Raw genomic sequence first — 14,657 nt, 5'->3', positions numbered from 1 at the left:
GAGAGATGCTGAATGGCTATTGTCTTTAGTGAAAAAATAATTATAGTTGAGGGAAGATCAGATAAATTAAAGCTTTTAAAATTACTTGATGAATCAACAGAAATTATTTGTACAAACGGAACGATATCCAATGTAAAGCTAGAAGAGATTTTAAGTCCTTACGACGGTATTCCTATTTATGCGTTTTTAGATGCGGATAGATCAGGCGAGCAAATTCGCTCCATCGTCAGGAAAGAATACCCTGAAGCTATTCATCTATATACCAATCCAATGTATTGTGAAGTGGCGACTACACCGTTCAAAGTTTTGGCATCCATATTAAAAAGTGTTAATATAAAAGTGAAAAGACAATATTTACTTTAGGATGATGTAATGTGAATGAATGGACACTTGAACAGTGGAACGACCATAAGAACAGTGGTCAGCTTACAATGTTCTATATTTATACACCCTTATGTGGAACATGCCAAGTTGCAAGTAAGATGATGCAAGTTGTACAAGAGATGATGCCTTTTTCAATTGGCCAAGCAAATATTAACTATCTAGAGAATTTTGCAATGGATTATCATATTGAAAGCGTGCCATGCCTGATAATCGCTAAAGGTGGAACTGTATATAAAAAGATATATGCATTTCAATCAGTTCCATTTATATTAGAGACAATAAAAAGTATTGACGAGCAAGTAGTCGTGTGATAACATTCGATATACCAACAAATTAAATAGTGTTACTCTTATTAAGAGTGGTGGAGGGAAGTGCCCTATGAAGCCCGGCAACCGTCATGTAAATGAAATGGTGCCAAATCACGCAAAGCTGTTGCTTTGGGAAATGAGAGAATGGATGAACGTTATTAAAATAAATAACTTAAAACCCTTCTGCTCTTTTGCAGGAGGGTTTTTTTAGATAGAAATGGGAAGTATATGTATTTACATAGTAACTGTTGACGCATTGAGTAGTTTTAAAATGCAGGATTAAAAATTCATACAATATTTCTTGAAGATAGATAGACAATTGAGCATTTCGTAGAAAGGTGGCAAGTTTCCCATGATTAGTTTAAATAATGTTTCGAAAAAATTTAGCACGAAACAAGGTACAATCGTTGCAGTTGAAGAGGTGAATCTTGACATAAAGAAAGGTGAAATTTTCGGCATCATTGGATACAGTGGTGCAGGAAAGAGTACACTTATTCGATTATTGAATGGATTAGAAAAGCCAACTTCGGGTCAAATTATCGTCAACAATCAAGATATTACTAAGATAAATGAAGTGAAGCTTCGTCAAGTAAGACAAAAGGTAAGTATGATTTTCCAACACTTTAATCTGTTATGGTCAAGAACGGTTGCGGAAAATATTGCTTTTCCATTAGAAATTGCTGGTGTTCCACAAGCACAACGTTCTTCGAGAGTAGAGGAACTAATTGATTTAGTTGGTTTAGAAGGTCGCGGACATTATTATCCTTCACAGTTATCAGGAGGACAAAAACAACGTGTCGGAATTGCGCGGGCATTAGCCAATCGTCCAGAAGTGCTTCTCTGTGATGAAGCAACCTCTGCGTTAGACCCAGAAACTACAGACTCAATTTTAGACTTATTAGTTAGTATCAATGAAAAATTAGGGCTGACAATTGTATTGATTACCCACGAGATGCAGGTTATTCAAAAGATTTGCGGTCGTGTTGCAGTAATGGAAAAAGGTCATGTAGTAGAAGAAGGAAAAGTACTAGATGTATTCCAAAACCCGCAACAACCTATTACGAAACGTTTTGTCTCGCAAGTAAGTGATTCCAATAAAGCAATACAAACAATACAGCATTTAAAAGAGCTATATCCAAATGGCAAGCTGATAAAGCTAGTATTTGTTGGAGAGCAAACAGAACAACCAATATTGTCGAGACTTATTAAGCAATTTGATTTAGAAGTCAATATTGTCCAAGGTAATATTTCGCATACACAAAATGGCGCATTTGGTACCTTAATCCTTCAACTAGAAGGAGATGCATTATTGGTGGATGAGGCCATCCGCTATATACATGAACAAAAAGTAAATACAGAGGTGATCAACAATGATTAATGATTTATTTCCTAATGTTGATTGGCCAAAAATGTGGGAAGCAACCGTTGAAACATTATATATGACTGCAGTATCTACTATACTGACAGCAATTATTGGGCTAGTGCTCGGTCTTTTACTTTTCTTAACTAGTCCTCATCAAGCATGGGCGAACAAGTTAGCGAACTGGTTAACAGGAGCTTTCGTTAATATATTCCGTTCCATTCCATTTATTATTTTGATTATTTTATTAATCCCATTAACGAAGTTTTTAGTTGGAACAATGCGTGGGCCAAATGCTGCATTCCCAGCTTTAGTTATTGGAGCTGCTCCATTTTACGCTCGTATGGTGTTGATAGCTCTACGAGAAATTGATAAAGGAGTACTAGAAGCAGCTAAATCGATGGGCGCTAAAACTTCTACTGTTATTTGGAAGGTTCTATTGCCAGAATCTATGCCCGCATTAGTATCAGGTATTACGGTTACGGGGATTTCACTAGTTGGTTATACAGCTATGGCCGGTATTATCGGTGCTGGGGGACTAGGAACGCTAGCATTCTTAGATGGATTCCAAAGAGGTAGAACAGATGTAACACTTGTTGCCACAATACTAATATTAATCATGGTATTTATAATTCAGTGGATAGGCGATTTAATTACTACAAAAATAGATAAACGATAATAGGTGTAAACGAGAGTACTCGATCACATAGAAAACATAGGTAAAAAGGGAGAGATTTGAAAATGAAGAAGTTATTAGCTGGAGCTTTATTATCAGTGAGTGCATTAACACTTGCAGCGTGCGGAGAAGAAGAGGGTAGTAAACTTGTAATAGGTGCATCGAACGTACCTCATGCAGTTATATTAGAAGAAGTTAAACCAATTCTTGAAGAACAAGGAATTGAACTTGTTGTAGAATCGTATCAAGATTATGTATTACCAAACAAAGATTTAGATTCAGGTGACTTGGATGCGAATTATTTCCAACATATCCCTTACTTTGAGTCACAAAAAGCTGATTTTGGATATGATTTTGCTAACGCTGGTGAAATACATATTGAACCAATCGGTTTATATTCTAAAAAATACGGTTCTATTGAAGAGCTTCCAGAAGGTGCAACAATTCTAATGAGTAACTCTGTTGCAGATCACGGTCGTATTCTTGCTATGTTAGAAGCAAAAGGACTAATTAAATTAGCAGATGGTGTTGACAAAACAAAAGCTGAAGTGAAAGACATCGTTGATAATCCTAAAAATCTTGAATTTGACGCTAACTATGAATCAGCACTGATGGTTCAGTTATATGAAAACGAAGAAGGCGATGCAGTATTGATCAACTCTAACTACGCAATAGACGCTGGTATCAATCCATTAGAAGATTCTATTGCAATTGAAGAATCTAATGAATCTCCATATGTGAATATCATTGCTGTAAACTCAGGTGATGAAGACAATAAAGAGATTAAAGCTTTAGTAGAAGCATTGAAATCTGAAGAAATTCAAGACTTCATCCTAAGCGAGTGGGGCGGATCTGTAGTACCAGTAAAATAATAATATTATTTGAGGAAACAGACATCTTCGGGTGTCTGTTTTTTTTGTGCAGGCGAATGGCGAAAGCCCAAAAGGAAGTCGCAACCGCCCGCTCGAGTATTTTAAGCGCCCGAACCAACCTGCTATCCGCCCGGGGGGAGGACGAACGCCTGAGAGGAAGTCGCAACCGCCCGTTCGAGTATTCTAAGCGCCCAGGCCAACCTGCTATCCGCCCGGGGGTAGGACGAACGCCCAAGAGGAAGTCGCAACCGCCCGCTCGACTATTTTAAGCGCCCGAACCAACCTGCTATCCGCCCGGGGTAGGACGAACGCCCGAGAAGAAGTCGCAACCGCCCGTTCGAGTATTCTAAGTGCCCAGGCTAACCTGCTATCCGCCCGGGGGTAGGACGAACGCCCGAGAGGAAGTCGCAACCGCCCGTTCGAGTATTCTAAGTTCCCAGGCTAACCTGCTATCCGCCCGGGGTAGGACGAACGCCCGAGAAGAAGTCGCAACCGCCCGATCGACTACTTTAAGCGCCCGAACCAACCTGCTATCCGCCCGGGGGGAGGACGAACGCCCGAGAAGAAGTCGCAATCGCCCGATCGAGTATTCTAAGTGCCCAGGCTAACCTGCTATCCGCCCGGGGGTAGGACGAACGCCCGAGAAGAAGTCGCAACCGCCCGATCGAGTATTCTAAGTGCCCAGGCTAACCTGCTATCCGCCCGGGGGTAGGACGAACGCCCGAGAGGAAGTCGGAACCGCCCGTTCGAGTATTCTAAGTTCCCAGGCTAACCTGCTATCCGCCCGGGGTAGGACGAACGCCCGAGAAGAAGTCGCAATCGCCCGATTGAGTAGTCAAAGTGCTCGAGCCAGTCTGGTATCCGTCCAGCAGAAACTGAGCACTAAAAAGAGTCAATACCGCTTTTCAAGCATTCTTTATTCACCAATCTGCACAATAAAAAAATTTAGTCTAGAAAAGACTAACTATTCGTGATATTGTGTTGAAGAGGTGATGATAATTTGATAATTAAACCGTATTCCCCTTCAAAATATGTAGCAAGAATGTCTGATTTAATAGAAAGACTTTCTCCGCAACATCCACAATATACAAGAATTTCTAAAGAGATAGGTGCTATTAAAGCAGGAGATTATGGTGAAGAGGTTATTTACAAAGTGCTAGAGCAAATGAAAATTCCATATAGATGTTATATTTTTCACAAGGTGTTTCTCTTTGCGGAATTTGCATTTGAATTAGACTTCCTGATAATAACCCCATATGGAGTAGTAATTCTTGAAGTAAAAAACATCATTGGGGAATTAGAGTTTTCGACTAATCCATCACAACTTATCCAACGAAAAGAGGATGGAAGAATAACTAAATATCCTTGCCCCGCAAATCAGTTGAATGAATATAAATATCAACTTTCTCAGTTCTTCCTCCAGTATAATATTTCAGTCCCAATTCATGGTGTAGTAATCTTTGCGTCTCGTAATAGTTTTGTTAAACATTCAGTCAGCGGCGTTAAAATAATGTATAGGAATGAAATGCGTTCCTTCCTACGACATTTCCCCGAAAATAGTTCAACCCTAAGTCAAAAAGAAATGGAGAAAATAAAAGAAGTAATTCTAAGAAGTACCTATTCGCCTCCATCCATTCCTCTTATCGAACATTTCTCAATTTCACTTAAAGATTTAAAGCTCGGAGTAAAATGTGAAAGCTGCGGATTTATTGGAATGCAGAAAATAGCCCGAACTTGGTATTGTCCTACTTGTAAAGAAAACAATTCATATGCACACAAAAAAGCAGTTTCCACTTATTTTTCGCTCTGTAAAGAAACTATTACTAATAAAGAATGTAGAGAGTTTCTACTTTTAAACAACAGGTATGAAGCAAAAAGAATTCTATCAAGCTCTGACTTAGTAAAATACGGAAAAGGCTCTAATACTTACTACACGAACTACAGTTCAAAAAAATGTTAATAGAATATTATGTATACTACTAATCCTATTCACTTTAATAAGTGACTGTGCTAAAGTGTATAAATGTTATTAATAATACATTTGTGCATATGAGGAGGACATCGTATGAAGAGGTTTGGGTTATTGCCGCGAATAGTGATAGCGATAGTATTTGGTGTTTTATTGGGACTAGTTGTCCCTAAAATAGTGGTAGAGATAATGGCTACTTTTAATAGTATTTTTAGTGCCTTTTTAGGGTTTATTGTTCCTTTCATTATTATTGGGTTTATTGTTCCAGGGATAGCTAAGCTTGGAAAGGGTTCTGGTAGATTACTTGGTATTTCTACGGGAATTGCCTATTTATCTACCATTGTAGCAGGCTTGATAGCATTTTTTGTCGCATCAAATTTACTGCCTAAGTTTATAGGTGGTAAAGAGAGTGTTAAGTTAGAGAATCCGGAAGAATTTTTAATTGGGGGCTTATTTGAAATGCCGATACCTCCGATGATGGATATAATGACAGCATTAGTTTTCTCATTCATTATGGGGATTGGGATTTCCAAACTAAAAGGAAACATGTTACAAAATGCATTTGAAGAGTTTAGCGAGATTATTGAGAAGGTAATCTCTTATGTTATTATCCCATTATTACCGATACATATTTTTGGAATCTTTATGAATATGGCGTACGGTGGACAAGTGGCTAAGGTTTTATCGGTTTTTGGAGTCGTGTTTGTCATGATTATTGTGCTGCATCTTGTCATGCTTTTATTACAATATACAGCAGCTGGTACGGTAACTGGGAAAAACCCTTTGAAACTCTTAAAAACAATGTCCCCAGCTTATTTTACAGCTTTAGGTACACAGTCATCAGCTGCAACAATTCCGGTGACGCTAAAGCAGGCTCAGCAAACTGGTGCTTCAGCTAAAGTGACAAACTTTACGATTCCTCTATTTGCAACAATCCACTTGTCAGGGAGTACGATTACACTTGTCTCTTGTTCAATCGGTGTATTGCTTATAAATGGACAGGATATTATGCTATCTTCATTTGCACCTTTTATATTTATGCTTGGTGTAACGATGATTGCAGCTCCTGGAGTTCCAGGTGGAGCAGTTATGGCGGCACTGGGATTATTGGAAACAATGCTTGGATTCAACGGGGCAATGATTGGATTAATGATTGCACTATACATTGCACAGGACAGCTTTGGAACGGCGACAAATGTAACTGGTGATGGAGCACTTGCGATTATCGTAGACAAATTTTCAAAAACTGCATAAGTTATTAAAGAAATATGTTTAAGACCCAAATAGTTGGGTATATAAATGATGAACTTAAAAACAGAGAGGGATGATTCATTATCAGTTCGGAAGACTTACCTTATACAGAACAGATGGACCACGCATTTAGAGGAGTACATGGTTTTGGATATGATGAATTGAGACAAAGTCAAGAACTAAGATTGCAAGTTGAAAACAAACGGCAAGAGGATCATGAAAAATGTATGCAATTAGCGGCTAAACTTGATGCCCAAGCATTTAGGGGATAATATACAAGAGTCCACGGAGAATTTCTTCGTGGATTCTTTTTGTTTTCACTAGCTTCATAGTGAAATCGATTCTCATTTAGACTATTCTTAATGAAAATAAAGAAAGATTACTATTTACCTAATAATTTCGTTGTAAAGTCAAGAGAAAACAGGAAATCTGTATATTCTACAATATTAAATAGAATATGCTCCAAAAGATTTGCAAGGTACTTCAGTTTGGGTTAAGATTAGAATGATAATAAATTAGAATGGTTATACATTCATATTTACTTAATGGAGGTTATTAAATGTCGACTTTAGTTATTAAAGATTTACACGTTGAAATAGACGGTAAAGAGATTTTAAAAGGTGTTAATTTAACAATTAATACGAACGAAATTCACGCAGTAATGGGTCCTAATGGTACAGGTAAATCTACTTTAGCTTCTGCTATTATGGGTCATCCAAAATATGAAGTTACATCTGGTTCAATTGAATTGGACGGAGAAGATGTTTTAGCAATGGAAGTAGACGAACGTGCTCAAGCTGGTCTATTCCTGGCGATGCAATATCCAAGTGAAATTACTGGAGTTACAAATGCTGATTTCCTACGTTCAGCGATTAATTCACGTCGTGAAGAAGGCGATGAAATCTCTTTAATGAAATTCATTCGCGAGCTTGATAGCAAAATGGAATTTTTAGAAATGGATTTAGATATGGCACAACGTTATTTAAATGAAGGATTCTCAGGCGGGGAGAAAAAACGTAATGAGATTCTTCAATTAATGATGTTGCAACCCAAATTTGCTATTTTAGATGAAATTGACTCTGGTCTTGATATCGATGCATTAAAAGTTGTTTCTAAAGGTATCAACGAAATGCGTGGAGAAGGATTCGGAAGCTTAGTAATCACTCACTATCAACGTCTTCTTAACTACATCACGCCAGACCATGTACATGTAATGATGCAAGGACGTGTAGTTAAATCCGGTGGTCCTGAACTTGCTCAAAGATTAGAAGCAGAAGGATACGAATGGGTAAAAGAAGAGTTAGGAATTGAAGACGAAACAGTTGGACAAGAAGCATAAGAAAGGGGACGAATCAGCATGACGGTTGAAACAAAATTGGCATTAACCGAGCAAGATATTCGCTCCTTTTCAGAAGGTAAGCAAGAACCAAGCTGGATGACAGAACTTCGTCTGAAAGCATTTGGTGAACTTGAAACACTTCCGATGCCAACACCAGACAAAACAAAAATTACTAATTGGAATTTCACAGAGTTTCCAGTTCATACTGTAGATAGCAGTAAATTTACTTCTTTAAACGAACTACCTGATGAAGTGAAAGCAGTTGTAAATGCGGATGAACAAAAAAATATTTACATCCAACATAACAATACACCTGCATTTCTTTCATTATCAGAAGATCTAAAAGCTAAAGGTGTTATCTTAACTGATATATACACTGCAATTCGTGAGCATTCTGATCTTGTTCAACAATACTTTATGACCGACGGTGTCAAAGTAACAGAACATAAATTAACTGCACTTCATGCTGCATTATTAAACGGTGGTGTATTCTTATACGTGCCTAAGAATGTTGTAGTAGAAGAACCAATTCAAGTTATTTATTTACATGACGATAAAGCAGCTTCACTTTTCAATCATACTTTACTAGTAGCGGATGAAAATAGTTCTGTAACTTATGTAGAGAACTATTTGTCCACTGTTGAACATGCAGAAGGTTTAGCTAATATCGTGACGGAAGTTATTGCTAAAGACAATTCAAAAGTTACATTTGGAACTGTTGATGTTCTAGCAGAAGGATTTACAACATACGTTAATCGTCGCGGTGTAACAAGTCGTGATGCGGTTCTTGAATGGGCACTTGGTATGATGAATGACAGTGATACTATTTCTGAAAATACAACACATTTAGTTGGAGATAACTCAGAAGGTCATGTGAAAATGGTTGTTGTAGGTCGCGGTAAACAAAAACAAAACTTTACAACAAAAGTAATTCATTGGGGCAAACATACAGAAGGTCAAATCCTTAAGCACGGAGTTATGAAAGAAGAAGCATCATCTATATTCAATGGTATTGGTAAAATTGAATACGGTGCGACTAAGTCTAATGCTGAGCAAACATCTCGTGTATTAATGCTTAGCGAAAAAGCACGTGGAGATGCAAACCCAATTCTTTTAATCGATGAAGATGATGTAACAGCAGGTCACGCAGCATCAGTTGGCCGAGTAGATCCACTTCAGTTGTACTATTTAATGAGCCGTGGTATTTCTCAACATGAAGCAGAGCGTCTAGTAATTCATGGATTCCTTGCTCCTGTAGTTAACGAATTACCTATTGAAGGCGTGAAGAAACAGCTGACGGAGGTTATTGAAAGGAAAGTTCGCTAATGCTCAATACTAAAGAGATTCGAAGCTATTTTCCGATTTTAGATCAAGAGATCAATGGTCATCCATTAGTCTATTTAGATAATGGTGCTACTTCTCAAAAACCTATTCAAGTGATAGAGGCTATTAAAAAGTATTATGAATTTGAAAACTCGAACGTGCATCGTGGAGTTCATACGCTTGGTAACAGAGCAACGGACAGTTACGAAGGAGCACGTGAAAAGGTACGTAAATTCATAAATGCGAAGTCTACTAAAGAAGTTATTTTTACACGTGGTACAACAACCGCTATTAATACGGTGGCGCAGAGCTATGGCCTTGCTAACCTAAAAGAGGGCGACGAAATTGTTATTACACATATGGAGCACCATTCCAACATTATCCCTTGGCAACAATTAGCTAAGAAAACTGGTGCTGTATTAAAATATATTGATTTAGAAGCAGATGGTACACTTTCTTTAGAAAAGGTTAGAGAAACAATTACTAATCAAACAAAAATAGTGTCTATCGTTTATGTATCGAACGTATTAGGGACAATGAATCCAATAAAAGAAATTACGCAGATTGCACATGAGCATGGAGCAGTAATGGTAGTTGATGGAGCGCAAGCTGCACCTCATCTAAAATTAGATGTTCAAGCTCTTGATTGTGATTTCCTTGCATTCTCTGGACACAAAATGTGTGGACCTACCGGTATAGGGGTACTATACGGGAAAGAAGCATTACTGGATAAAATGGAGCCAATCGAATTTGGTGGGGAAATGATTGACTTCGTAGGATTGTATGATTCTACATGGAAAGAGCTTCCTTGGAAATTCGAAGGCGGTACTCCAATAATTGCTGGTGCCATTGGTCTTGGAGCTGCAATTGATTTCTTAGAAGAAATTGGCCTAGATGAAATTGAAAAGCATGAACATGAGTTAGCTGCTTACGCTATGGAAAAAATGTCTACTATTGATGGTTTATCCATCTATGGACCCGTTGATGCTGCTAAGCGCGCTGGAATTGTTACATTCAATTTAGATGATGTGCATCCACATGATGTTGCAACAGTATTAGATATGAGTGGAATTGCAGTTCGTGCAGGACATCATTGTGCGCAACCGTTGATGAAATGGTTGCAATGCGTGGCAACTGCTCGTGCTAGTTTCTATATATACAATTCAGAAGAGGATATAGATCGTCTAGTTACTGGATTGCTTTCAGCAAAGGAGTATTTTAACGATGTCTTCTAATTTAGATCAACTTTATCGCCGTGTCATTATGGATCACTATAAAAATCCTCGTAACAAAGGAAGTATTGAGGATGGAGCTTTGACAATTGATATGAATAACCCTACTTGTGGAGACCGCATTCATTTAACACTTCAAGTGGAAGATGGCAAAATTCAGAATGCGAAATTTGATGGAGAAGGATGTTCCATCTCGATGGCATCTGCATCTATGATGACACAAGCAGTTAAAGGAAAGACTGTAGAGGAAGCTTTACAGCTTTCTACAACTTTTTCAGAAATGATGCTTGGGAAAGATTACGATGATTCTATTGAACTTGAAGATATAGAAGCATTAAGTGGTGTTTCTCAGTTTCCAGCGCGTATCAAGTGTGCAACACTAGCGTGGAAAGCAATGGAAAAAGGCGTCTCAGAAGAAACAGAATAACAGACGAACGGAGGAAATACGATGGCTAAAAAAATGCCTGAAATTGGTGATTATAAATATGGTTTCCACGATAAAGACGTATCCATTTTCCGTTCTAAACGTGGATTAACGAAAGAAATCGTGGAAGAAATATCACGAATGAAATCAGAACCACAATGGATGCTAGATTATCGCTTAAAAGCTTTAGAAATTTTTTACTCAAAACCAATGCCTCAATGGGGTGGAGATTTAGGGTCATTAAACTTTGATGAAATTACTTATTATGTTAAGCCTTCAGAACAAACAGAAACTTCATGGGATGAAGTGCCAGATGAAATCAAAGCTACATTTGATAAATTAGGTATTCCAGAAGCGGAACAAAAATATCTTGCAGGTGTTTCTGCACAGTATGAATCAGAAGTTGTATACCACAATATGAAGCAAGAGCTTCAAGATTTAGGGATTGTATTTAAAGATACTGATTCTGCACTTCGTGAAAATGAAGATATTTTCAAAAAGCATTGGGGTACAGTAATTCCTTCATCAGACAACAAGTTTTCTGCACTTAACTCAGCAGTATGGTCGGGTGGATCATTTATCTATGTACCACCAGGCGTTAAAGTGGAAACACCACTACAAGCATACTTCCGAATTAACTCTGAAAATATGGGTCAATTCGAACGTACGTTAATTATTGTAGACGAAGGCGCTTCTGTACATTATGTTGAAGGATGTACTGCTCCTGTTTACACAACAAACTCACTTCATAGTGCGGTTGTTGAAATTATCATTAAAAAAGATGCTTATTGCCGTTATACAACAATCCAAAACTGGGCAAACAACGTTTATAACTTAGTTACTAAACGTGCAGTTTGTGATGCAAATGCAACGATGGAATGGATTGATGGAAATATCGGATCAAAATTAACGATGAAATATCCAGCAGTTATCCTAAAAGGTGAAGGCGCTCGTGGTATGACTCTTTCTATCGCTATTGCTGGTAAAGGTCAACATCAAGACGCTGGTGCGAAAATGATGCACTTAGCTCCGAATACTTCATCCACTATTGTTTCTAAATCTATTTCGAAGCAAGGCGGTAAGGTAACATACCGTGGTATCGTTCATTTTGGACGTAAAGCTACTGGTGCTCGAGCAAACATCGAATGTGATACATTGATCATGGATAATCAGTCTACTTCTGATACAATTCCTTACAACGAAATCCTAAACGATAATATTTCTTTAGAGCATGAAGCGAAAGTTTCTAAAGTATCTGAAGAACAATTATTCTACTTGATGAGTCGTGGTCTTAGCGAAGAAGAAGCAACAGAAATGATCGTAATGGGCTTCATCGAACCATTTACAAAAGAACTTCCAATGGAATATGCTGTAGAAATGAACCGTCTTATCAAGTTCGAGATGGAAGGCTCTATCGGTTAATATTCCTTGAACGTTAGTGCAACAAGGTTTTGGTATTAATTTTATAAATTTGAAAATCAGTCGTGCCGATTTTGTGCCGATACGGTTTTCCGAGAAGTGGAGGAGGCGAACTTTTTAAGTTCGTCTTCTTCTATTTTTTCTATTATATCGGTTAAGTGTAAGTAATTGTTTTTTGACCTTATGGTTTCACTTATCTAAATTAATTTTATATTCGACACAGTGATAGATGTTTTTATATTTTTATTTGTACATTAGTATAATATGGTAATATATACTAATAAAGGGGTGTTGAATTGAAAAAATACATAATCATTTTTAACTTGTTACTACTATTAATAATTGCTGGATGTGGAGATGAAAATCTTATACAGGATGATTTTGAAAAAGATATTGACCAAGCAATACTACTGTTGGATAACGCTTATGAAGAGAAAAGAGCATTAACTGAGGAAGAAACTACTGTGTTAGACAAATTTAATGATAAATATATATTGGGTAAATTTCTATTAGATGACGGTACAGAGTATGAAATGAATGAATTAGAAAAAGAAATAGCCATCGACATAGAAGGCTTGAAAAATTTTACAGAACCATCGGAAATTAGAGTGGGTGAAGAGGATCTTTACACAACTTTTAAAAAAGGTGTAGATGAAAACCTAAAAGCAACCGAAATTCCTGCAGAAATTAAAGGTCAGTATCCAACTTATGAAAGCTATTCTGGAATACATCCACAATTTAAAGAAGAGGCAAACGAAATTATTGATGTTTTTAATCCTATTGTTAATGGTACGGTTGATAACATAGATCAATCATCGTTAGATATACTGGATATTTTTGTGAGTAAATATCAGGAAATGAGTTTTCAAATAGAAGAGAAACACTACCTATTGAATGATGAAAGTTGGGATGTTCTTTATACTTTTGTGGAGTTGAAAAAAGCAATAGAAAACGATGCATTAGAAAGCCCAGTGAAAGTTTTGTTTAACAATACTAAAGAAAAATTAAAATAAGAAAATAAAAGACTATATAAATGTCACCATAAGAAGTGGAAAAAATAATAGACCGAAAAAGTAGCAAGGTGTACATTTCGCCTTGCTACTTTTTAACTATATTTATATATCTTGCGAGCACTGGGTTTATGATATTTAAAGAATGGTTGATGTTGGTGATTTGCATTTCAGACAAAGAAGCAAAGGTTTTTACCTAATTTGTTTAACTTCGAATTGAATAGAATTAGGTTTGAATTAGTTCTTTAAGTGGTACCTTAAAATAAGGCAAAGTGAAGTGCAGTTCTGTAGAGAAAGGATTTTAAAAATGATTATATTCGAACGAGAAAAGAGCTATATTATGGTTGCTCAAAATGATCATGCAAAAGTTTCAAAAGATATTGCCCAAAATTGTAAAGAGGAGTACTTTTTTTCTCCAAATCGAAAAAAAGATGTGTTACTTGCAGTTGGAGAACATGACAGAGGTTGGATTGAGCCAGATACTTCTCCGATTTGGAATGATAAAAAGGAAATGCCTTACTCTTTTATTGATTATCCTACCGATCTCAAAATTTCTTTTTATAAAAAAGGACTGGATGAGGTGGAGGAAATGAGTAATTACGCTGGCCTGTTATGCAGTTTACATTATTCCTCCTTCATTCAGGATGCTGGTGAATCAGTAGTGAAAGAATTTTGGGAAGAAGAAAAGCAAAGACAGAATCGACTTTCAGATGAATTGGGTATAATAGAAGACGAAGATATGAAGGAAACGATGATGTATCATTTAGATTTATTGAAGTTTTCGGATTTCATTTCCCTTTATATTTGTTTGCATGAACCAGGAGACAACAAGAACAAACATTCCTTCTTCCAAAACGGCTTTCCACAGCTATTTCTTTTTGCCACAGATAAACCCATCATTGCTCATTGGGAAAGTAAAGAAGCTGTGTCGCTTTCGTTTTCCCCTCTAAATGGTGAAACAGAAGTGGAGCTGCCTTATAAGGAAGTAATGAAAGAGCAAATAGAAAAAGATGGTATCCTACAGGCATATAAAGATACCCTTTTTTCTACAAGAAAAGTGATGTTTAAATGAGATGAATAACACAAAAAA

The 14,657-nt window shown here is 37.0% G+C and carries 14 protein-coding genes and 1 riboswitch; all 14 genes read left to right on the top strand.

Annotated elements, in window-relative coordinates; all coding sequences use genetic code 11:
• Positions 1 to 12: 12 nt before the first annotated feature.
• A complete protein-coding gene (locus MKY60_RS14155) occupies positions 13 to 363 on the top strand; it encodes a toprim domain-containing protein (protein WP_090567040.1) in 351 nt (116 codons plus the stop codon).
• A gap of 11 nt (positions 364 to 374) precedes the next feature.
• Entirely contained in the window at positions 375 to 695 is a 321-nt protein-coding gene (locus tag MKY60_RS14150) for a thioredoxin family protein (protein WP_090567043.1), read from the top strand.
• A 35-nt stretch (positions 696 to 730) separates the two neighbouring features.
• A riboswitch (SAM riboswitch) is annotated at positions 731 to 835 on the top strand.
• Between the two features lie 209 nt (positions 836 to 1,044).
• A complete protein-coding gene (locus tag MKY60_RS14145) occupies positions 1,045 to 2,070 on the top strand; it encodes a methionine ABC transporter ATP-binding protein (RefSeq protein WP_093494919.1) in 1,026 nt (341 codons plus the stop codon).
• A complete protein-coding gene (locus MKY60_RS14140; protein WP_090567049.1) occupies positions 2,063 to 2,731 on the top strand; it encodes a methionine ABC transporter permease in 669 nt (222 codons plus the stop codon). Before MKY60_RS14145 ends, MKY60_RS14140 begins: the two co-directional genes overlap by 8 nt.
• Before the next feature lie 62 nt (positions 2,732 to 2,793).
• A complete protein-coding gene (locus MKY60_RS14135; RefSeq protein WP_093494918.1) occupies positions 2,794 to 3,600 on the top strand; it encodes a MetQ/NlpA family ABC transporter substrate-binding protein in 807 nt (268 codons plus the stop codon).
• A gap of 1,042 nt (positions 3,601 to 4,642) precedes the next feature.
• Positions 4,643 to 5,560 (top strand): nuclease-related domain-containing protein, encoded by a 918-nt coding sequence (locus MKY60_RS14130; RefSeq protein ID WP_340930225.1) that lies wholly within the window; start codon positions 4,643 to 4,645, stop codon positions 5,558 to 5,560.
• Positions 5,561 to 5,665: 105 nt separating this feature from the next.
• Complete coding sequence (locus MKY60_RS14125; RefSeq protein WP_340930223.1) at positions 5,666 to 6,823, top strand: dicarboxylate/amino acid:cation symporter; 1,158 nt, start codon at positions 5,666 to 5,668, stop codon at positions 6,821 to 6,823.
• Positions 6,824 to 7,379: 556 nt separating this feature from the next.
• Positions 7,380 to 8,159, top strand: a complete 780-nt coding sequence (gene sufC / locus MKY60_RS14120; RefSeq protein WP_090567061.1) for a Fe-S cluster assembly ATPase SufC — start codon at positions 7,380 to 7,382, stop codon at positions 8,157 to 8,159.
• 18 nt (positions 8,160 to 8,177) lie between these two features.
• Positions 8,178 to 9,485 (top strand): Fe-S cluster assembly protein SufD, encoded by a 1,308-nt coding sequence (sufD, locus tag MKY60_RS14115; protein ID WP_093494915.1) that lies wholly within the window; start codon positions 8,178 to 8,180, stop codon positions 9,483 to 9,485.
• Entirely contained in the window at positions 9,485 to 10,717 is a 1,233-nt protein-coding gene (locus MKY60_RS14110) for a cysteine desulfurase (protein ID WP_340880193.1), read from the top strand. The genes sufD and MKY60_RS14110 overlap by 1 nt, the downstream gene beginning before the upstream one ends.
• On the top strand, positions 10,707 to 11,141 hold the full coding sequence (gene sufU, locus MKY60_RS14105; protein WP_093494913.1) for a Fe-S cluster assembly sulfur transfer protein SufU: 435 nt from the start codon (positions 10,707 to 10,709) through the stop codon (positions 11,139 to 11,141). The genes MKY60_RS14110 and sufU overlap by 11 nt, the downstream gene beginning before the upstream one ends.
• A gap of 21 nt (positions 11,142 to 11,162) precedes the next feature.
• Complete coding sequence (gene sufB / locus MKY60_RS14100) at positions 11,163 to 12,560, top strand: Fe-S cluster assembly protein SufB (RefSeq protein WP_090567075.1); 1,398 nt, start codon at positions 11,163 to 11,165, stop codon at positions 12,558 to 12,560.
• 293 nt (positions 12,561 to 12,853) lie between these two features.
• On the top strand, positions 12,854 to 13,570 hold the full coding sequence (locus MKY60_RS14095; protein WP_340930221.1) for a hypothetical protein: 717 nt from the start codon (positions 12,854 to 12,856) through the stop codon (positions 13,568 to 13,570).
• Positions 13,571 to 13,874: 304 nt separating this feature from the next.
• Positions 13,875 to 14,639, top strand: coding sequence for a DUF3891 family protein (locus MKY60_RS14090; protein ID WP_340930220.1), 765 nt, complete (start codon positions 13,875 to 13,877; stop codon positions 14,637 to 14,639).
• Positions 14,640 to 14,657 lie beyond the last annotated feature (18 nt).

The organism is Psychrobacillus sp. FSL K6-1415 (genome assembly GCF_038003185.1).
GTDB lineage: Bacteria > Bacillota > Bacilli > Bacillales_A > Planococcaceae > Psychrobacillus > Psychrobacillus psychrodurans.
Note: the sequence above shows the minus strand (reverse complement) of the source record. Positions and strands in the feature narration are given on the sequence as shown.

Excerpts from the sequence above, each read along its gene's own strand:
- MKY60_RS14155 (WP_090567040.1), top strand. The coding sequence starts at position 13 with ATGGCTATTGTCTTTAGTGAAAAAATAATTATAGTTGAGGGAAGATCA.
- MKY60_RS14145 (WP_093494919.1), top strand. The coding sequence starts at position 1,045 with ATGATTAGTTTAAATAATGTTTCGAAAAAATTTAGCACGAAACAAGGT.
- MKY60_RS14140 (WP_090567049.1), top strand. The coding sequence starts at position 2,063 with ATGATTAATGATTTATTTCCTAATGTTGATTGGCCAAAAATGTGGGAA.
- MKY60_RS14135 (WP_093494918.1), top strand. The coding sequence starts at position 2,794 with ATGAAGAAGTTATTAGCTGGAGCTTTATTATCAGTGAGTGCATTAACA.
- MKY60_RS14130 (WP_340930225.1), top strand. The coding sequence starts at position 4,643 with ATGTCTGATTTAATAGAAAGACTTTCTCCGCAACATCCACAATATACA.
- MKY60_RS14125 (WP_340930223.1), top strand. The coding sequence starts at position 5,666 with ATGAAGAGGTTTGGGTTATTGCCGCGAATAGTGATAGCGATAGTATTT.
- sufC (WP_090567061.1), top strand. The coding sequence starts at position 7,380 with ATGTCGACTTTAGTTATTAAAGATTTACACGTTGAAATAGACGGTAAA.
- sufD (WP_093494915.1), top strand. The coding sequence starts at position 8,178 with ATGACGGTTGAAACAAAATTGGCATTAACCGAGCAAGATATTCGCTCC.
- MKY60_RS14110 (WP_340880193.1), top strand. The coding sequence starts at position 9,485 with ATGCTCAATACTAAAGAGATTCGAAGCTATTTTCCGATTTTAGATCAA.
- sufU (WP_093494913.1), top strand. The coding sequence starts at position 10,707 with ATGTCTTCTAATTTAGATCAACTTTATCGCCGTGTCATTATGGATCAC.
- sufB (WP_090567075.1), top strand. The coding sequence starts at position 11,163 with ATGGCTAAAAAAATGCCTGAAATTGGTGATTATAAATATGGTTTCCAC.
- MKY60_RS14090 (WP_340930220.1), top strand. The coding sequence starts at position 13,875 with ATGATTATATTCGAACGAGAAAAGAGCTATATTATGGTTGCTCAAAAT.